The organism is Mesorhizobium koreense (assembly GCF_031656215.1).
Taxonomy (GTDB): Bacteria; Pseudomonadota; Alphaproteobacteria; order Rhizobiales; family Rhizobiaceae; genus Mesorhizobium_L; species Mesorhizobium_L koreense.
The window spans coordinates 271,520-289,982 of record NZ_CP134228.1; the positions used below are offsets into that span (position 1 = coordinate 271,520).

Annotated in this window: 18 protein-coding genes and 1 tRNA gene; all 19 read right to left on the bottom strand. The window is 64.6% G+C overall.

The genetic code is table 11. The features are described 5' to 3' along the window. Nucleotides 1-102: 102 nt before the first annotated feature. Nucleotides 103-178, bottom strand: a tRNA-Phe gene (locus RBH77_RS01215). Between the two features lie 263 nt (nucleotides 179-441). Further along, entirely contained in the window at nucleotides 442-645 is a 204-nt protein-coding gene (yacG, locus tag RBH77_RS01220; protein WP_311030304.1) for a DNA gyrase inhibitor YacG, read from the bottom strand. 150 nt (nucleotides 646-795) lie between these two features. Continuing rightward, nucleotides 796-1,425, bottom strand: coding sequence for a Maf-like protein (locus RBH77_RS01225; protein ID WP_311030305.1), 630 nt, complete (start codon nucleotides 1,423-1,425; stop codon nucleotides 796-798). 36 nt (nucleotides 1,426-1,461) lie between these two features. Beyond that, on the bottom strand, nucleotides 1,462-1,680 hold the full coding sequence (gene infA, locus RBH77_RS01230; RefSeq protein ID WP_006200926.1) for a translation initiation factor IF-1: 219 nt from the start codon (nucleotides 1,678-1,680) through the stop codon (nucleotides 1,462-1,464). Between the two features lie 86 nt (nucleotides 1,681-1,766). Further along, a complete protein-coding gene (locus RBH77_RS01235) occupies nucleotides 1,767-2,261 on the bottom strand; it encodes an arsenate-mycothiol transferase ArsC (protein WP_311030342.1) in 495 nt (164 codons plus the stop codon). Nucleotides 2,262-2,263: 2 nt separating this feature from the next. Continuing rightward, complete coding sequence (locus RBH77_RS01240; protein WP_311030343.1) at nucleotides 2,264-2,749, bottom strand: UPF0262 family protein; 486 nt, start codon at nucleotides 2,747-2,749, stop codon at nucleotides 2,264-2,266. 12 nt (nucleotides 2,750-2,761) lie between these two features. Further along, nucleotides 2,762-4,054, bottom strand: coding sequence for a histidinol dehydrogenase (gene hisD / locus RBH77_RS01245; protein WP_311030344.1), 1,293 nt, complete (start codon nucleotides 4,052-4,054; stop codon nucleotides 2,762-2,764). Nucleotides 4,055-4,068: 14 nt separating this feature from the next. Then, nucleotides 4,069-4,503: a DUF2948 family protein gene (locus RBH77_RS01250; protein ID WP_311030345.1), complete on the bottom strand. Its 435-nt coding sequence runs from the start codon at nucleotides 4,501-4,503 to the stop codon at nucleotides 4,069-4,071. Nucleotides 4,504-4,620: 117 nt separating this feature from the next. After that, complete coding sequence (gene murA / locus RBH77_RS01255; RefSeq protein ID WP_311030346.1) at nucleotides 4,621-5,910, bottom strand: UDP-N-acetylglucosamine 1-carboxyvinyltransferase; 1,290 nt, start codon at nucleotides 5,908-5,910, stop codon at nucleotides 4,621-4,623. 123 nt (nucleotides 5,911-6,033) lie between these two features. Next, nucleotides 6,034-6,231, bottom strand: coding sequence for a hypothetical protein (locus tag RBH77_RS01260; protein ID WP_311030347.1), 198 nt, complete (start codon nucleotides 6,229-6,231; stop codon nucleotides 6,034-6,036). Nucleotides 6,232-7,200: 969 nt separating this feature from the next. Next, a complete protein-coding gene (locus RBH77_RS01265) occupies nucleotides 7,201-7,899 on the bottom strand; it encodes an ABC transporter ATP-binding protein (protein ID WP_311030348.1) in 699 nt (232 codons plus the stop codon). Further along, nucleotides 7,896-9,755, bottom strand: coding sequence for a branched-chain amino acid ABC transporter ATP-binding protein/permease (locus RBH77_RS01270; RefSeq protein ID WP_311030349.1), 1,860 nt, complete (start codon nucleotides 9,753-9,755; stop codon nucleotides 7,896-7,898). The genes RBH77_RS01265 and RBH77_RS01270 overlap by 4 nt, the downstream gene beginning before the upstream one ends. A gap of 13 nt (nucleotides 9,756-9,768) precedes the next feature. Beyond that, nucleotides 9,769-10,644, bottom strand: coding sequence for a branched-chain amino acid ABC transporter permease (locus RBH77_RS01275; RefSeq protein ID WP_311030350.1), 876 nt, complete (start codon nucleotides 10,642-10,644; stop codon nucleotides 9,769-9,771). Between the two features lie 157 nt (nucleotides 10,645-10,801). After that, on the bottom strand, nucleotides 10,802-12,166 hold the full coding sequence (locus RBH77_RS01280; protein ID WP_311030351.1) for a substrate-binding protein: 1,365 nt from the start codon (nucleotides 12,164-12,166) through the stop codon (nucleotides 10,802-10,804). A gap of 257 nt (nucleotides 12,167-12,423) precedes the next feature. Beyond that, nucleotides 12,424-12,609 carry a hypothetical protein gene (locus RBH77_RS01285; protein ID WP_311030352.1) on the bottom strand — a complete coding sequence of 62 codons (186 nt, stop codon included), beginning with the start codon at nucleotides 12,607-12,609 and terminating at the stop codon, nucleotides 12,424-12,426. A gap of 174 nt (nucleotides 12,610-12,783) precedes the next feature. Next, nucleotides 12,784-15,357 carry a translation initiation factor IF-2 gene (gene infB, locus RBH77_RS01290; RefSeq protein ID WP_311030353.1) on the bottom strand — a complete coding sequence of 858 codons (2,574 nt, stop codon included), beginning with the start codon at nucleotides 15,355-15,357 and terminating at the stop codon, nucleotides 12,784-12,786. Beyond that, entirely contained in the window at nucleotides 15,354-16,019 is a 666-nt protein-coding gene (locus RBH77_RS01295) for an RNA-binding protein (protein WP_311030354.1), read from the bottom strand. The genes infB and RBH77_RS01295 overlap by 4 nt, the downstream gene beginning before the upstream one ends. A gap of 52 nt (nucleotides 16,020-16,071) precedes the next feature. After that, nucleotides 16,072-17,685: a transcription termination factor NusA gene (gene nusA / locus RBH77_RS01300; protein WP_311030355.1), complete on the bottom strand. Its 1,614-nt coding sequence runs from the start codon at nucleotides 17,683-17,685 to the stop codon at nucleotides 16,072-16,074. 42 nt (nucleotides 17,686-17,727) lie between these two features. After that, nucleotides 17,728-18,360, bottom strand: a complete 633-nt coding sequence (rimP, locus tag RBH77_RS01305; protein WP_311030356.1) for a ribosome maturation factor RimP — start codon at nucleotides 18,358-18,360, stop codon at nucleotides 17,728-17,730. Nucleotides 18,361-18,463: the final 103 nt, after the last annotated feature.

An 18,463-nucleotide genomic window follows, 5' to 3' on the forward strand; every position in this document is an offset into this window, starting at 1 on the left:
CCGCAAATATTCGGTGAAATCAGGTTGCATTAGAAAAACCTAATCCATCAAGCTATTGATTTTATTGGAGAATTTTTACAAATTTATACAACTTAAGGTTGCTGGTGCCCAGGGGCGGAATCGAACCACCGACACGCGGATTTTCAGTCCGCTGCTCTACCAACTGAGCTACCTGGGCATCCGGTCCGTCGCGGCGCGCGGCCAGAACGATCAGGGAAGCCGAAGCTCCCCGGAAGCGCGTGGGTTATAGCACGAGAATCCGGCCTGTCCAGCGCCCAGGCGCAGAATGCATGGGCGATCCTGCCATGTGGCCGGACGGCAGGCGGTGGGGCCGGCAGATGCGAGATCGGCGGCCGTGGCACGGGCGGGAAATGCCGCTTCCCGCCGCTGTTTCAGTGCCGTTTATTCGTAGCAGAGGGTGTTGCCGAGCCGAGACCCTACCTATTCCGGCTGGCCGCCGCTCGCCTCGTCTTCCTCGTCCCGTCCAGGGATCACATAACGTCCCGACAGCCAGCGGTTCAGGTCGACATCCTTGCAACGCTTCGAGCAGAACGGATAGTGCTCGCGCGCCGAAGGTTTGCCGCATTCGGGACAGGGCCGTCTCGGTCTCAGCGGCGTCACCTTGCCGGTGTCGATATCGGTCATTTCAGTTCCCATTCTCGATCGGGAGCCGGCGCATGGGTGGCTGCCGGACCTGGTTCTATCTGGGTTCGAGGGTGAATGGATCAAGCCCGCCCCAGCGGATACCGATGCGACGGCGGCATGGATTCATTGCGCGCCATCGGGGAAAGCCGCTCATACCGTTGCGGCGGCCGCCCAATTGGCATGGACATGGTAGCCCTCCGCCGTCAGGAGCGAGACGGTCTCGTAAAGCGGCAGGCCGACCACATTCGTGTAGGAACCGACGATCTTGACGACTAGGCTGCCGGCCAGGCCCTGGATGGCATAGGCGCCAGCCTTGCCGCGCCATTCGCCCGAGGCGACATAGAGGTCTATCTCCTCGCGCGTCAGGCGCTTGAAGCGGACGCGAGTCTCCACCAGCCGCTGGCGCACCTTGCCGGAAGGCGAAACGAGGCAGATGCCGGTGAACACGCGATGCGAACGGCCGGAGATCAGCTTCAGGCAATTCGACGCCTCCTCGGCGATTTCCGCCTTGGGCAGGACGCGGCGCCCGACCGCCACCACCGTATCGGCGGCCAGCACGAAAGACCCCTCGCCGCCCGCTTCCTTATGGAGCGAGGCAGCGGCTCGCTCCGCCTTGGTGCGTGACAGCCGCTTGGCGAGCGAGCGTGGATGCTCACCGCGCGCCGGCGTCTCGTCGATGCCGGTGGGCATGACGCGGTCCGGCTCGATGCCGGCTTGCTGCAAGAGCTCGATCCGCCGCGGCGATCCGGAGGCAAGCACCAGCTTCTGCAATGCGCTCATGGCGATCCTGTCGGAGGGGCTTTCAGCCCGCGGCGATTACTTGAAGCGGTAGGTGATCCGGCCCTTGGTCAGGTCGTAAGGCGTCATCTCGACCAGAACCTTGTCGCCGGTCAGCACGCGGATACGGTTCTTGCGCATGCGGCCGGCCGTGTGGGCAATGATTTCGTGCTCGTTTTCAAGCTTCACGCGAAACATGGCATTGGGCAGGAGTTCGGTGACCACGCCCGGAAATTCGAGGACTTCTTCCTTCGGCATTCGAAACCTTTTGCTGGATTGCGAACCCGGCGGCGAGCCGGATTTGGCGCGGAACCTATATGATCAGGAGGGCTTTGTGAACAAACTTATTCCCGAGGCGGAGAAGCCGCGAGCGGGGCGAAACGTTCGGCGATGCGCCGTGCCAGCCGCTCGCGAACGTCGCGATACGCTGAAAGGATCTGCTCGCGCGTGCCGGTCGCCGTCGTCGGGTCGGCGGTCGGCCAGTATTCGACATCGATAGCCATCGAGCGCGTCATCTCCAGCGCCCTGTGATGGGCTTCCGGCGCCAGCGTCACGATCAGGTCGAAATAGTCGTCTTCCAGTTCGTCGAGCGAGCGGGGGTGGCGGTTGCCGAGCGACAGGCCGGCCTCGGCCAGCACGGCGTCGACGAACGGATCGCGCTCTCCGGTCCGCACCCCCGCCGATGCAACGAAGGTCGAGGCGGGCAGCACGCGCCTGGCCAGCAATTCCGCCATCGGCGAGCGGATGGCATTCTGGCCGCACAGGAACAGGATCGAACGCGGCAAACCGGAAACGGCGTGTTCCGTGGCTGCGGGGGGTGGGGAGGCAACCGCCGTCAAGTTCAGCCGCGCCAATGCAGCACGCAAACCAGCGTGAAGAGCCGGCGCGCGGTGTCGAAATCGACCTCGATCTTGCCCGCGAGACGGTCGCGCAAAGTCTGCGAACCCTCGTTGTGCATGCCGCGCCTGCCCATGTCGATCGCCTCGATCTGGCTCGGCGTGGAAGAGCGGATCGCCGCGTAATAGCTCTCGCAGATCAGGAAATAGTCCTTCACGATGCGCCGGAACGGCGTCAGCGAAAGGATGTGGGTGACGACCGGCTCGCCATCCTCGCGCGAGACGGCGAACATCAGCTTGGCGTCCACCAGCGAAAGCTTCAACCGATAAGGCCCTTCGCCCTCGTCGGCGACCGGATGGAAGCTGTTCTCCTCGACGAGGTCGAAGATGGCGACGGCGCGCTCATGCTCGACGTCGGGCGTGGAGCGCCCGATCGACGCGTCGAGTTCCACGTCGGTCAGTCGGTCATTGGCGGACGGCCTGTCGGACATGGCGGCAACGGCCTATCCGTTCAGCCGGATCGCGACCGAACGCGCATGCGCCCCCAGCCCCTCCGCCTCTGCAAGCTTGATCGCCGCCGGAGCGAGTTCACGCAGTTGCTCCGGGCCGAGCTTCAGGATCGAGGTGCGCTTGACGAAATCGAGCACGGAGAGCCCCGAGGAAAAGCGCGCCGAGCGCGCCGTCGGCAACACATGGTTGGAGCCGCCGACATAATCGCCGATCACTTCGGGCGTGTGCCGCCCGATGAAAACCGCACCGGCGTTGCGGATCCTCGCCAGGAAAGGTTCCGGGTCGCGCATCGCCAGTTCGAGGTGCTCGGCGGCGATGCGGTCGATCAGCGGTATCGCGTCGCCCAGCTTTTCCATGACGACAATCGCGCCGAAATCGCGCCAGCTCGCCTCGGCTATTTCCCTTCGGGGCAGGTGCTTAAGCTGGCTTTCAACACATCGGGCGACCGCCTTGCCGAAATCCTCGTTATCGCAGATCAGAACGGATTGCGCCGCCGTGTCGTGCTCGGCCTGCGCCAAAAGATCGGCGGCGATCCAGTCCGGGTCGTTCTCCGCGTCGGCGACGACCAGCACTTCGGAAGGCCCGGCGATCATGTCGATGCCGACCGTGCCGAAGACCTGCCGCTTGGCGGCGGCCACATAAGCGTTGCCGGGGCCGACGATCTTGGCGACCGGCGCCACCGATTGCGTGCCGTAAGCGAGCGCCGCGACGGCCTGCGCACCGCCCATCCGGTAGATTTCAAAAACTCCGGCGATGCGTGCTGCAACCAGCACCAACGGGTTGAGCGCACCGCCGGGAGCGGGCACGGCCATCGCGATCCTCTCCACGCCCGCGACACGCGCCGGCACGGCATTCATCAGCACCGAACTCGGATAGCTCGCCGTTCCGCCCGGAACGTAGAGCCCGACCGACTGGATCGCCGTCCAGCGCGAGCCGAGCTCGACGCCGATCGGATCGGTATAGCGGTCGTCCTTCGGCTTCTGCCGCTCATGATGCGCCCGGATGCGCCCATGCGCGATCTTCAAGGCATCCACGGTCGCCGAGTCGGCCGAGGCCATGGCCGCGTCGATCTCGTCCTCACCGACAAGGAGCGGCGTGCGTTCAAGGTCGAGCCTGTCGAATTTCCTTGAATAGTCGAACAGCGCAGCGTCACCCTCATCACGCACGCGCCGGATGATCTCGCGCACGGCGGCGTCGACATCCTCCGAGACCTCGCGCTTGGCGGCGAGAAGGGCGGCGAATTCGGCTTCGAAATCCGGGCTTTTATGGTCGAGCGTGCGGGCCATGTCGTGCTGCCGGTTCAGGCGAAATGCGCGGGGCGGGACGAGGTTTCCCAGGCGGCCCCGAGATCGGCAAGCCGCGCCTCGATGAATTCGACGTCGAGCCGGATGGTCGCCTCGCCGGCGAAGACGAGTTCGATCGTGCCGGCCGGCGCGTCGCCCGGGATGAAGCGGATGGCGAGAAGCGACAGCACGTCCTTGATATTCTCGCGGTCGATGCCGGTGCTCCTGACCGAAAGCACATGCTCGAAATGAAGAACGCTGCGCCGTCTTTCGTACTTGCGCCGGAAAAGGCTGCGTTTGCCGTCGCGCACGAAGCGGTTCATCGGCACCAGGAACCATTTCCGCGCCGGGCTGTAGTCGATGTCGCCGATCTGCATCAGCGCATCCTGCACATGCGCGGAGATGACCTTCAGGTCTTCTTCGTCAAGAGCGGCAAGCTTGAGCTGGTCCATGGATTCCGCCCGGGCCGGTGCGTTCAACTTCGGCATGACAATCATGCCGGTACAGGCCTGTGTTATGCGTAACGGGAAGGTCGCGCAACCGCATTGCGAGTGCCCCGCCCCTTGCCGCTATCCGGAGATGCGTTCGATCTTCGCGCCGCAGCCGGAAAGCTTCTCTTCCAGCCGCTCGAAGCCGCGATCGAGATGGTAGACGCGGTTGACCGTCGTTTCCCCTTCCGCCGCAAGCCCGGCGATGACGAGCGAGACCGACGCGCGCAGGTCGGTTGCCATCACCTGCGCGCCCTTGAGCCCGGATACGCCCTCCACGATCGCCGTCTGGCCGGCCAGGCCGATATGGGCGCCGAGCCGCGCCAGTTCCTGCACATGCATGAAGCGGTTCTCGAAGATGGTCTCCGTGATGCGCGATTTGCCCTTGGCCATGGTCATCAGGGCCATGAACTGCGCCTGCAGATCGGTCGGGAAGCCGGGAAAGGGCGCGGTCGTCACGTCGACCGGCCGGATGCCGGCGCCGTTCCGCCTGACCCGGATTCCCGAGTTCAGCGGCACGATCTCCACGCCCGTCTGCTCCAGCGTGTCGAGCGCGCTTTTCAGGAGCTCCGGCTCGGCGCCTTCCAGCATGACATCGCCGCCCGTCATGGCAACCGCCATGGCATAGGTGCCGGTCTCGATGCGGTCGGGGATGATGCGATGGCGCGCGCCGGAAAGCGAGGTGACGCCGTCGATCCTCACCGTCGGCGTGCCGGCGCCCTCGATGCGGGCGCCCATCTTGTTGAGGCACTCGGCGAGATTGACGATTTCCGGCTCGCAGGCGGCGTTCTCGATGACGGTCTCACCCCTGGCGAGCGCGGCCGCCATCAGCATGACATGGGTGGCGCCGACCGAGACCTTGGGAAAGGCATAGCGCGCTCCGACAAGCCCCTTCGGCGCGCGCGCTACGATATAGCCGCCTTCGATGTCGATCTCCGCGCCCAGAGCGGAGAGCCCGTCGATGAAAAGATCGACCGGGCGCGTGCCGATCGAGCAGCCGCCGGGCAGCGAAACACGCGCCTCGCCCATGCGGGCGAGAAGCGGCCCGATGACCCAGAAACTGGCGCGCATCTTCGAGACCAGTTCATAGGGCGCGGTCGTATCGACGATCTGGCGCGCGGTGAAATGGATGGTACGCGAATAGCCGCCGTTTTGATGTTCGCGCCTGCCGTTCACCGAATAGTCGACGCCATGGTTGCCGAGGATGCGGATAAGCTGCTCGACATCGGCCAGATGCGGCACGTTTTCGAGCGTCAGCGTGTCGTCGGTGAGGAGCGACGCGATCATCAGAGGCAGCGCTGCGTTCTTGGCGCCGGAGATGGGAATAGTGCCGTTGAGCTCTCTGCCGCCGGCGATCCTGATGCGATCCATGAGAAATTCCGTGATGCGCCCGGTGCGGGCATTGCGGGAGGGCGATCTAGACGATCGCGGATGGCTGTTCAAGGAAAGACGGTCAGCGAATGCCCCGTACGCGAATCCCCTTCGGCCCTTATCCTAGCCGATTTCGTCCTTTTTGTGCACCGACGCGTCAGACACCTGCGCCGCGGCGATGCCCTCCGGCCTGCGATCGGCCTCGCCTGCGCGGCGCGAGCGCGCCTGCGCCTTGCGCCGCTGGAGGTTCGCACGCAGTTCCTCCGCCAGCCGCGCCTTGCGATCGGAGCCCTTACCGGCGGCCTTTCCGCTCTCCTTCAATTTCCGCCCTTCCGCGAACGAATGCCGGTTTCGTCTAACACAGAATACCCCGGTTGGCAGTATTTCCGTGACTACGCCTCATCCTCGCCACGCTGCCTTCCGGCCCTGGCCATTGCTCAGTCGGGAAGCGGGGCGCGAGGCCGTGCCTTCCGAATTGAAACAGGTGGCGCGACACGCGCGCCCCGCCGGCGATTTCTGTTCCCGCCTGTTCCGCTGCTCCCCGAGCCTCGCCCTGAACCTGCCGAAGGGTAGTCACTCCGATCAGATCCAGCGCTCGTCCCGGGGTCTGTGTGCCTTCTACCGGCACGCAGGGGTCATAGTGCCCCCAGGGGAACCTCCAGGCGGGACCTCCCCGGCCGTGATGCCACGTCAGCATCACGGCGGAGGCGCCGGCTCCTCCCCACGCAATCACCGTCATGATCGGTGTTCCCGATGGGAGGAACCGGCAACGATTATGGAGGAAGGGCAGGAGGCGTGGAGAGAAACGACAGAAGAAAAATGCGGAATGCCGGAGATCAGCGGCTTCCGCAGGCTGACAGGCGTAAATCTGTCCATGTTTTGGCGGGAGGCCCCTCCCTCCGTCATTCCCGGCCTCGTGAGCGACTGAAAGGAGCGGAGAGTGTCGGGAATCCATGCTGTGGCCTTACGGACGAACACCAGTGATGAAGAAGTCCTGTCCATTCCGAACCCTCCGGCTCGCGGCACCATCGCTCGGGCCTGGATTCCCGACACTCTCCGCTCCTTTCAGTCGCTCACGAGATTGGGAATGACGGCGTGTCATTGGCCCCTCCGACAATCGCCGAGGATGGGGAGCCGTCACGTTTGCGCGCAGTTACGGAATGGGCCTCGGACAGGCCGCCCTCACTACGTTCGGGCTACCTTCCGGGATGACGTGCGTGGTGGTTTGCCGCCTCCGCCCTTCGGCCGTCGCTGTGCACTATCTGAAAAGCGGAACCGCGAACGCCGACGCTATACGCCGAGATAGCGCTGGAGGAGATCCGGCTGTTTCTTCAACTCGGCGGCGGGGCCTTCATGGGCGATATGGCCGTTGTTGATGATGTAGACGCGGTCGGCCAGCGCCAGCGTGGCGGCGAGGTTCTGCTCGACCAGCACGATGGTCTGGCCGGCCTGCGCCAGATCGTGGCACGCACGCACGAGATCCTGCACGATGACGGGGGCCAGCCCCTCGAACGGCTCGTCGAGCAGGACGATCTTCGGGTCGCGCACCAACGCCCGCGCGATCGCCAGCATCTGCTGCTCGCCGCCGGAAAGATCGGTGCCGCGGCTCGTGCGCCGCTGCTTCAGGCGCGGGAACATGGTGTAGATGCGCTCGAGCGGCCATTTGTTGTCGGCGGTCAGCCCGGCAAGGATGATGTTCTCCTCTACATCGAGGCTACCGAAGATGCGGCGGTCCTCGTGCACGAGTTGCATGCCGCGCCGCGCGATCGAGTGCGCCTTCTTCCCCGCCAGTTCCTCGCCGTCGAGCTTGACGCTGCCGGCCTTGGGCGTCACCACGCCCATCAGGCTCTTCAGCGTCGTCGACTTGCCGGCGCCGTTGCGGCCGAGAAGCGCCACGACCTCATGCTTCTCAACACGCAGCGAAACGTCGAACAGGATGTGGCTGTCGCCGTAGTAGCTGTTCAGGCCGCTGACTTCGAGCAGGCTCATGCCATCTCTCCCTGAACGCCGCCGAGATAGGCTTCCTGAACCTTCGCGTTTGTCTTGATCTCTTCGGGCGTGCCCTCGACGAGCACGCTGCCTTCCTGCAGCACGGTGACTTTCTCGACCAGTTCGAAGAGCGAGTCCATGTCGTGATCGATGATGATCATCGTGCGGCCCTGCGCGATCGATTTCAGGAGCGCCACCGTCTCGACGCGCTCCTGCGGGCTCATGCCGGCGAGCGGCTCGTCGAGCAGGAGGAGGCTCGGCGAAGTCGCCAGCGCCAATCCGACCTCCAGCCGCCGCTTCTCGCCATAGGCGAGCTCGGAGACCGGCGTATTCAGCCGCGCATTCAAATTGACGAGAGACGCCGTCTTCGCGACCTGCTGGTCGAGGCCCGGAACGCCCGACAGGCTCCTGAACAGGTCGAGCTTGAACCTGCCCCTCAATTCGCCGAGCGCGGCGATCGCCAGGTTCTCGCGTACCGTCAGCCGTTCGAAAAGCTGGTTGATCTGATAGCTCTTGGTGAGGCCGAGCTGGCAGACGTCATTGACGCCCATGCTGGTGATGTCACGCCCCTCGAACACGATCTTGCCCGAGGTCGGCGGCACCTCACAGGTGAGCATCTTGAAGAAGGTGCTCTTGCCCGCCCCGTTCGGCCCGATGATGCCGCGCATCTCGCCGTGATCGACCGTGAAGTCGATATCGCTGTTGGCGACCACGCCGCCGTACCGCTTGGTGAGGCCGGTTGCCTGCAGGATCTGGCCGGACTTGCCGCCGGTCGGGCTATGCCTTGCCAACGCCGGCTCGGGCGCCGCCCTCACAGGTGCGGGCGAGGGAGGCACAACCGCCGCGGGCGCGGGCGCCGGCTCGGCCTTCTCCGCACCATCCTTCTCGCGCGTCGCCAGGTGATAAAGATCGACGATGGCACCGACGAGGCCGCGTCGCAGGAAGCAGACGAGCAGCACGAACACGATACCGAGAACGAGCTTCCAGGTAGCGCCGAGATCGAGCGTCGTCTGGAAGAAATCGCTCATGTAAAGCCAGGCCGCCGCGCCGAGCAGCGGTCCGAACAAGGTGCCAGCGCCGCCGATCGCGGTCTGTATGACGATCTCGCCCGAAGTCGCGAACATGAAGGCGTCCGGCGGCATGAAGCCCTGCAGCATACCGAGCAGGCCGCCGGCGAAACCGGTGTACATGGCCGCGATGACGAAGACGGCGAGTTTGTAGCCGTGGATGTTGTGGCCGAGCGCCTCGGCGCGCAGCGGATTGTCGCGAATGGCGCGCAGCAGAAGTCCGACGGGCGAGCGCACGATCCTGAGCGCGATGACCAGCCCGACGAAATACCAGAACGCGAAGAAGACATACATCGACCAGTTCGAGTCGAACTGGATCGTCGTGAAACCGAGTTCCAGGTTCGGGGTCGGCACTCCCGGCAGGCCGTTTTCTCCGCCCGTATATTCCGCCAGCGGGTTGAACTCGACGAAGAAGAACACTTCGGCGATCGCCACGGTGATCATGGCGAAGTAGATGCCGGTGCGCCTGAGCGCGATCAGGCCGACCAGATAGCCGACGACGCCTGCTACGATCGTGCCGAGGATCAGGGCGACTATCGTATTCTCGAGCGGGGTCTCCGTCAGCATATAGGCCGCGAACATGCCGCCCGTGCCGAAGAAGGCGGACTGGCCGAAAGAGAGCAGGCCGGTATAGCCGAACAGGAGATCGAAGCCGATCCCGAGCAGGCCCCATATGAGGATGCGGTTGATCGTGGTCGGCGTGAAGCCCAGATAGGGCAGCACGAAAGGCGCCGCGATCAGCGCGATCGCAGTCAGGATTTCGACGAGGAAGGGGCGTTGTCTGAGCATCGGATAGCCGCGTTTACTCGCGGCCCGCCGTGCCGAGCAGTCCGTGAGGACGAAGCACCAGCACAAGCGTCATCGCCACGAACAGCATGACATAGGAATAGGCGGGATTGAACATCGAGGTGATGGAGATGATCTCGCCGGCGATGAGGCCGCCAATGATGGCGCCGGGGAAGGAGCCCACACCGCCGATGACGACCACCACGAAAGTCTGCACCAGGATCGCTTCGCCGACATCGGGCGCGATGGAGACGACCGGCGCGTTGACGATGCCGGCAAAGCCCGCCGCCATGGCACCGATGCCGAACACCAGCATGAAGACCTTGTAGACATCGATACCGAGCGAATCGACCATCACCGAATCCTCGATGCCGGCGCGCACGATCATGCCGATGCGGGTCTTGTAGAGTACGTAGTAGAGCACCAGAAGCGCGATAGCGACGATGCCGAGCGCGGCAAGCCGATAGGTCGGGTAGAACATGAAGCCGAGATCGGTGATGCCCTGGAATATCGCCGGCGGCGGCGTCGTCTTCGACAGGCTGCCGAAGAAGAAGCGCACGCCTTCGACGAAGACGATGCCGAGGCCGAAGGTGACGAGAAGCTGGTCTTCAGGCGGCCGTGAATAGAAATGGCGGATGATCAGCCGCTCGGTCACCACGCCGACCAGCATCACGAACAGCGAGCCTGCGGCCAGCGCCACGATGAAAGAGCCGGAATAGGTGTAGGCCAGCCAGCCGGCATAGCCGCCGAGCATGAACATGGCGCCATGCGCCAGGTTGAGCACGCCCAGCGTACCGTAGATGATCGTCAGGCCCGAGGAGATCACCGCGAGAAGCGCGCCGAGCACCAGCCCGTTGAAACATTGCGATATGAAATTCGCCCAGTTGACCACGTCGTCCCGCCCTAATCGTGGATCGATTCGAACATTTCGATGCCGATATCGAAGTTGCATGCTCCCGGCCGCCCGCCGGGAACATGCGTGATTGCGTCAGGTGTGCCGGCACGCCGGCGAAGCGCCCCTCAGGCCGAGGCCGGAGGGGCAGGCACGATCAGGTATAATCGCCGAGCTTGCAGCCGAACTCGTCAGGCTTCTGCATCAGGCCCTCACCCGGCACCACTTCGAGAACTTCCCAGAAGTCCTCGTCGTTCTTCATGTCCTTCTTGGCCTTGCCGCGAACGATGACGACCGGACGGATGCACTGGTGGTCTTCGGGCCGGTAGTGGACGTCGCCGATGAGGGAGGGGATGGTCTCGCCCTTCTCATACTGCTTGATGATGTCGGGCGGGTAGAAGCTGCCCGCCTCCGAAACCATCCGCGCCCACTGGGCGAAGCTGACATAGCTGTTTTCGGCGCCCCATTCCGGCCGGTAGCCGTATTTCTTCTGGAACGCATCCACGAACATCTTGGCCAGCGGATATTTGTCCTCCAGCGTCCACCAGAAATCGGTCGCCGCGAACACGCCCTCGGTGATTTCCGCCCCGACTTCCTTGGCAAGGAACGGAATCTGGTAAGGGATGACGAGCGTCATCTTGGGCAGAAGGCCGAACTGCTTCGCCTGCTGCGTGGAGAGCACGGCGTCGCGACCCCAGTTGACGTTGACGAGGAACTCGGCGCCGGAATTGGCGATGTTGGTGAGATACTGGCTGAAGTCCTGCGTGCCGAGCGGCGACACCTGGTTGGTGACCATCTCCCAGCCGGCATGCTCCTTCAAATAATCGTTCACCGACTTGGTGACGGTGTGGCCGTAGGTGTAGTCCGGCGTCATGAACGCCGCCTTCCGGTTCTTGCCGAACTGCTTCACGAGAACCGGACCGATCGCGGCGGCGGCGGTCTGGCCGAAGAAATTCTGGCGGAAGCCGTAGCGCACGCAGTCCTTGCCGGTGGTGTCGTTGGAACCGGAGATGCCGGCCACGTACAGGATCTTCTCGCGCTGGGCGAATTTGTTGAGCGCCACCGCGACAGCCGACGAGGTCGAGCCGGTCATCAGGATGATCTTGTTCTGGTTGATGAAGGTCTGCTCGGCCTGCACCGCATTGTTGGGCTTCGCGCCCGAATCGGCCGAGAGAAGCTTCACCTTCTTGCCGAGGAGGCCCTTGTCGATCTTGGGCGCGAACTTCTTCATCAGTTCGTGGCCCTCATTGATATGGTCGACGGCGAGTTCCCATCCCTTGAGTTCGTCCGCGCCCTGCGCCGCGTACGTACCGGTCAGCGGAACGGCCGCGCCGAGATAGACCGTGTCGCCCTGCGAGCCGGCCGGCCAGGTGCCGATCGCCGGCTTGTCGTCGGCGTAAGCCCAGCCGATGGTGCCGAGGCCGGGGATGAACGCCGCCGAGGCGACGCCCGCGCCGAGTTGCAGCACGTGCCGACGCGAAACGCCGCCCATGCCCTTATTGCCTGATTTGAATTCTGCCATGAATTCCTCCCATGGATTTAGGTTCTGTAGTTCCAGTTTCTGGCCGTGACCCCGATATGACCGCGTCCCCGCTGTTCCGCCCCACCGCCAGGTAAACGCCGACTCCTCGAGCCGTTGCAGCCAGAGGCGACCAGGTCATCGGTGGGGAGTATAGGCCGACTGAAAATCGCCGCGTCAATGCAACTTTCGTTTGTCATAGACGGGAAGCGGCCAGGAATATGCGGTCGAGGCAGGCGCCGGACCGGGCAGGTTTGCGGTCAGCCGCGCCGTGTCTTCGGGAACGGGATGACGACCATCGGCGAGCGCTGGCACTCGGCGATCGCCGCCTCTTCGATCAGCGTGTCCACGGCCTCTCTTATTTTCTGGCTGGCCGGATCGGCCCCCGTCAGCCGGTTATAGGCGCATTCCAGGAGTTCACGCACGGCGGCAAAATCGCTCTGCATCGTCCTCACCAAAGATTCGCCCGCCGCAGGGAATCTTATGGCCGATTCGGATGGCGGTTCGCTTAATGGGTCCGGGCGCATTTTATTCGAAGTTTCACGGTCGGTGGAAAACAGCGAAAAGGCGGCACCCGGGGCCGGGCGCCGCCTTCGTATTTCGATCGCCGCAGAAGCGGCTCAGAGCGTGCGGCTCACCATCTCGACGCGGTAGCATTCGATGACGTCGCCCTGGCGGATGTCCTCGTAATTCTGGAAGGCCATGCCGCATTCCTGGCCGGCCGGCACCTCGGCGACCTCGTCCTTGAAGCGCTTCAGCGTCTTCAGCGTGCCTTCGTGGATGACCACGTTGTCGCGGATCAGGCGCACGCCCGCGCCGCGCTCCACCTTGCCTTCGGTGACGCGGCAGCCTGCGACCTTGCCGACCTTGGTGATGTTGAACACCTCCAGGATCTCGGCATTGCCGAGGAAGGTCTCGCGGCGCTCCGGCGAGAGCAGGCCCGACATCGCCGCCTTCACGTCATCCACGAGATTGTAGATGATGTTGTAGTAGCGGATCTCGATGCCCGCCTGCTCGGCGGCTTCACGCGCCTGCTTGTTGGCGCGGACGTTGAAGCCGATGATGGCCGCGCCCGAGGTTTCGGCGAGCGACACGTCGCTTTCCGTGATCGCGCCGGCGCCGGAATGGACGATCCGTGCGCGCACCTCGTCGGTGCCGAGCTTGTCCAGTGCCGTGACGATCGCCTCGATCGAGCCCTGCACGTCGCCCTTGATGACCAGCGGGAACTCCTTCAGGCCCGCCGTCTGCAATTGCGACATCATCTGCTCGAGCGAGCCGCGCTGGCCGGACTGGCGGGCGACCGCCTTCTCGCGGGCGACGCGCTGCCGGTATTCGGTGATCTCTCTCGCACGCCCCTCGTTTGTGATGACGGCGAAGCGATCGCCGGCCTGCGGCGTGCCTTGCAGGCCGAGCACCTCGACCGGCGTGGAAGGCGGCGCTTCGTCCAGATGCTCGCCGCGATCGTTGATCAGCGCGCGCACACGCCCCCATTCGCTGCCGGCGACGACGATGTCGCCGGTCAAGAGCGTGCCGGTCTGCACCAGCATGGTCGCCACCGGACCGCGGCCCTTGTCGAGCTTGGCCTCGATCACGACGCCCTCTGCGGTGCGTTCCGGATCGGCCTTCAGGTCGAGAAGCTCAGCCTGGAGAAGGATCGCTTCCAGAAGCTTGTCGAGATTGGTGCGCTTGACGGCCGAGACCTCGACGTCGAGCACCTCGCCGCCCATGGATTCGACAAAGACCTCGTGCTGGAGGAGTTGGGTGCGCACCTTCTGCGGATCCGCCTCCGGCTTGTCGATCTTGTTGATCGCCACGATGATCGGAACGCCGGCCGCCTTGGCGTGATTGATGGATTCGATCGTCTGCGGCATGACGCTGTCGTCGGCCGCCACCACCAGCACGGCGATGTCGGTCGCCTGGGCGCCGCGGGCGCGCATGGCCGTGAAGGCCGCGTGGCCGGGCGTGTCGATGAAGGTGATCTTCTGGCCGTTCTTCTCGACCTGGTAGGCGCCGATATGCTGGGTGATGCCGCCGGCCTCGCCGACCTGCACGTGGGCATCGCGGATGGCGTCCAGAAGCGATGTCTTGCCGTGGTCGACATGGCCCATGATGGTCACGACGGGCGGCCGCGGCTCCAGAAGTTCCGGATCGTCCTGGACGTTGAAGAGGCCTTCCTCGACATCCGATTCCATCACGCGCTTGACCGTGTGGCCGAATTCGTTTGCCACCAGTTCCGCCGTGTCGGCGTCGATGACGTCGCCCGGCTTCATGATCTGGCCCTGCTTCATGAAGAACTTGACCACGTCGACGGCGCGTTCGGCCATGCGGCTTGCCAGTTCCTGGATGGTGATCGTCTCCGGCAACACCACCTCGCGGGAAATCTTCTCGCGCGGTTCCTGATGAAGCGCCCGCTTGAACTTCTCCTGACGCCGGCGCATCGACGACAGCGAGCGGCTGCGCGCATCCTCATCCGAGAGGGCGGCATTCAGCGTCAGCTTGCCGCCGCGACGGCGATCCTCCTCGCCCTTCGTCGGCCGCGCGGGACGCGCGATTTCGGGCTTGACGGGGCCGCGCCGCACCGCGGCTCCGCCACGGCTGCGCGTCTCTTCCTCGATCTCCTCGGCAACGCCGGCGGCATCGGTCGGGGCGCGGCGACGCGCTTCTTCCTCGGCGCGACGGCGCGCCTCGGCCTCGGCCTTGAGCCTCGCCTCTTCCTCCGCCTGGCGGCGCGCCGATTCCTCGCGCTCCTGGCGGCGACGTTCCTCTTCTTCCGACCGGCGCTTGGCGTCATCCTGGGCGCGGCGGCGCTCATCGACCTCGCGGACCTTGGAATCCTCCAGGGCCCGGCGGCGTGCCTCCATCTCGTCGCGCGACAATTCGTTGAGTACGACGCCGGACCGCTCGGACGGGGCCGCCGTCGGGCGAACCGGCTGCTCCGGCGCTGCCGGCCTCGCCGGCGGCGCCGGTTGCGGAGCGGGTTGCGGCGCGCGCGGCTTGAGCGCGACCGGCTGCTCGGCGCGCTCGCCCGGCATCGAGAACTTCCGCTTCTTCGTCTCGACGACGACGGACTTGGTGCGTCCGTGCGAGAAATTCTGCCGCACGGTGCCCTGCTCCATGCCGGGCCGCTTCAGGGTCAGCGTCTTCTTCGTGCTGACGCTCAAGGTCTTGTCGTCACTCGATTTGATATCACTCATTCCACATCCTCTGCGGCCGCACTATCCGCGGCGCCGATCACATCCGCCACTGCCGCAATTTCAAGATTCTCTTCCGGGAAGCCGCCCCGGAAACGGTCGAGCGCCACCACGCGCTTCAGCGCCGACCGGCCCGCTCCGTCCGCGAGCACGGCAGCATGTATCACATTTGTGCCCCCAAATGCCAAACCCAAATCCGCCTCGGAAAAGAGTTTATAGGCGGGTATGCCGGGGCCGCCGGCATGAACGGTCGCGCGGCGGGCGGACGCAATTCTGCGCACGCCGTCTTCGGACGCTTCATTGGCATGCAGCACGAGAAGCGCTGACCCCTTGCGCACCGCATCCTCGACCTTGACCGCGCCGAGGACGACCGAGCCGGCCTTGCGCGCCAGCCCGAGCGCACCAAGTGCTGCGCGGGCAATGAGGCCGTCCACCGTCTCGCCGAAATCGGGGCCGACCGTCACGTCGGCCTTGAGCGCGCGGGCAAAGAGGTTCTTCGCCGCCGCGCGGTCGACATGGGCGCGGTCGGCCGTCACCCAGCAGCCGCGCCCCGGCAAATTCCGCTTGAGATCTGGAACGACCGATCCGTCAGGCCCGCGAACGAAGCGGATGAGGCTGTCGGCCTCGCCCGCTTGGCGCGTCACGATGCATGTGCGCTCGTTCATGGGTTCCAACGGTTCCAACTACCCGTTCGCTCCAGACCCGGCGTGGCATGGCTCAGGCGCCAGCCAGCTCGGCGTTCTCGCCGGGCTCGCCATCTTCCTCTTCCTCGGCCGCAAGGTCGGCCTCGGTGATCCAGCCCGCCTTGAGGCGCGCGGCAAGCACCATCTGCTCGGCCTCAGCACGCGTCGTGCCGAAATCGGCAAGCACACCTGGAAACATCTTGGTCTCGCCGTCCTTGCGTTCCTTCCAGCCGGTGAGGTCGTCGACCGCGTAGCCGGCGAAATCCTCGACCGTCTTCACGCCGTCCTCGCCGAGCGTGACCATCATGGCCGTCGTGATGCCCGGTATCTCTCGCAATTCGTCGGCGACGCCGAGTTCCTTGCGCTTGGCGTCGTGCTCGGCCTCGATGCGTTCCAGGTATTCGCGGGCGCGCGCCTGGATTTCGGAAGCGGTGTCCTCGTCGAAACCGTCGATCGAGGAAATCTCGTCGGACTCGACATAGGCGACTTCCTCGACGCTGGTGAAGCCTTCGGAGGCCAGCACCTGGCCGACCATCTCGTCGACATTGAGCGCCTCCATGAAGAGGTTCGAGCGCTCCACGAATTCCTTCTGGCGGCGCTGCGATTCCTCTTCCTCGGTCAGGATGTCGATATCCCAGCCGGTGAGTTGCGAGGCGAGGCGGACATTCTGGCCGCGACGGCCGATGGCAAGAGACAATTGGTCGTCCGGCACCACGACTTCAATGCGTTCCGCATCTTCGTCGAGCACCACCTTGGCGACTTCCGCCGGCTGCAGCGCGTTGACGATGAAGGCGGCGGCGTCCTGCGACCACGGGATGATGTCGATCTTCTCGCCCTGCAATTCGCCGACCACCGCCTGGACCCTGGAGCCGCGCATGCCGACGCAGGCGCCGACCGGATCGATGGACGAGTCGCGCGAGATGACGGCGATCTTGGCGCGGCTGCCCGGATCGCGAGCGACCGACTTGATCTCGATGATGCCGTCATAGATTTCCGGCACCTCCATGGTGAACAGCTTCGCCATGAATTGCGGATGGGTGCGCGACAGGAAGATCTGCGGGCCGCGCTGCTCGCGACGCACGTCGTAGACATAGGCGCGCACGCGGTCGCCGTACTTGAAGTTCTCGCGCGGGATCAGCTCGTCGCGACGGACGATCGCCTCGCCACGGCCGAGATCGACGATGACGTTGCCGTATTCGACGCGCTTCACCGTGCCGTTGACGATATCGCCGACCCGATCCTTGTATTCGTCGTACTGGCGGTCGCGCTCGGCCTCGCGCACCTTCTGGACGATGACCTGCTTGGCCGACTGGGCGGCGATGCGGCCGAAATCCATCGGCGGAAGCTGCTCGGCGATGAAGTCGCCGACCTGCGCGTCGGGGTTCCTCGTCCGCGCGTCCTTCAACGCGATCTGGCGGCCGAAATCCTCGACATCCTCCACGACTTCCATCAGGCGCTGCAGCTTCATCTCGCCGGTGTTCGGATTGATGTCGGCGCGGATGTTGGTTTCCTGTCCATAGCGGGAGCGCGCCGCCTTCTGGATCGCATCCGCCATCGCGTCGATCACGATCTGCTTCTCGATCGACTTCTCGCGCGCCACAGCGTCGGCGATCTGAAGAAGCTCCAGCCTGTTCGCACTGACTGCCATTTCATTTCTCCTAATATTGCCTCGGCCGTGTCCGGCCGGACGTCAAATCCTGTCCTGTCCGTTCGGCACGGCTTCCTCGCCCTGCGGGTCGTCATGCCCGTCGTCCTGTTCGTCACGCCCCTCGCGGAGTATCTTGTCTTTCCTCAGCGCATCGCGGATCAGATCGTCGGTCAGCACCAGCCGCGCCTCGGCGATCGCCTCGAAGGGAAGTGTGGTCCTGAAATCCTCGCCGATCGCCGGCTTGTCTGTCTCGACCGTGAAACCAGCGTCATCCGTCGCGACGATGCGCCCGCGGAACCGCTTGCGGCCGGCGACCTGGATGGAGGTCTCGACCTTGACCAGCCGGCCGACGGCGTCGGCGAAATCCGATTTGCGCACCAGCGGGCGGTCGATACCCGGCGAGGAAATCTCGAGGTGATAGGCCTTGTCGATCGGGTCCTCGACGTCGAGGACCGGCGACAGGAGGCGGCTGACCGCCTCGCAATCCTCGACCGTCATCGTACCATCTTCCCGCTCGGCCATGATCTGGAGCGTCAGGCCGTTCTGGCCGGAAAGCCGGACGCGCACGAGGCGATATCCGTCCGCCGCGAGGACAGGCTCGACGATCAGCGCGATGCGCGCGTCGGTGCCACTCTCGCGAACGATGCGGTCGTCGCCCTTTCCGGCTTCGGTCATTCGGTCTCCGTCATCCGCCGTATTAACAAAAAAGAGCGGGACCGGGTGGACCCACTCTTCGTCAAACCGACCAAGAATTTAGATCTCAAATAGTCGATTGGCG

Coding starts and splice junctions, on each gene's coding strand:
- RBH77_RS01225 (WP_311030305.1), bottom strand. CDS start 1,425: ATGAGCGCATTGCAGAAGCTGGTGCTTGCCTCCGGATCGCCGCGGCGG.
- infA (WP_006200926.1), bottom strand. CDS start 1,680: ATGCCGAAGGAAGAAGTCCTCGAATTTCCGGGCGTGGTCACCGAACTC.
- RBH77_RS01250 (WP_311030345.1), bottom strand. CDS start 4,503: ATGGACCAGCTCAAGCTTGCCGCTCTTGACGAAGAAGACCTGAAGGTC.
- rimP (WP_311030356.1), bottom strand. CDS start 18,360: ATGACCGAAGCCGGAAAGGGCGACGACCGCATCGTTCGCGAGAGTGGC.
- yacG (WP_311030304.1), bottom strand. CDS start 645: ATGACCGATATCGACACCGGCAAGGTGACGCCGCTGAGACCGAGACGG.
- RBH77_RS01240 (WP_311030343.1), bottom strand. CDS start 2,749: ATGTCCGACAGGCCGTCCGCCAATGACCGACTGACCGACGTGGAACTC.
- infB (WP_311030353.1), bottom strand. CDS start 15,357: ATGAGTGATATCAAATCGAGTGACGACAAGACCTTGAGCGTCAGCACG.
- RBH77_RS01285 (WP_311030352.1), bottom strand. CDS start 12,609: ATGCAGAGCGATTTTGCCGCCGTGCGTGAACTCCTGGAATGCGCCTAT.
- RBH77_RS01280 (WP_311030351.1), bottom strand. CDS start 12,166: ATGGCAGAATTCAAATCAGGCAATAAGGGCATGGGCGGCGTTTCGCGT.
- nusA (WP_311030355.1), bottom strand. CDS start 17,685: ATGGCAGTCAGTGCGAACAGGCTGGAGCTTCTTCAGATCGCCGACGCT.
- RBH77_RS01270 (WP_311030349.1), bottom strand. CDS start 9,755: ATGCTCAGACAACGCCCCTTCCTCGTCGAAATCCTGACTGCGATCGCG.
- murA (WP_311030346.1), bottom strand. CDS start 5,910: ATGGATCGCATCAGGATCGCCGGCGGCAGAGAGCTCAACGGCACTATT.
- RBH77_RS01265 (WP_311030348.1), bottom strand. CDS start 7,899: ATGAGCCTGCTCGAAGTCAGCGGCCTGAACAGCTACTACGGCGACAGC.
- RBH77_RS01295 (WP_311030354.1), bottom strand. CDS start 16,019: ATGAACGAGCGCACATGCATCGTGACGCGCCAAGCGGGCGAGGCCGAC.
- hisD (WP_311030344.1), bottom strand. CDS start 4,054: ATGGCCCGCACGCTCGACCATAAAAGCCCGGATTTCGAAGCCGAATTC.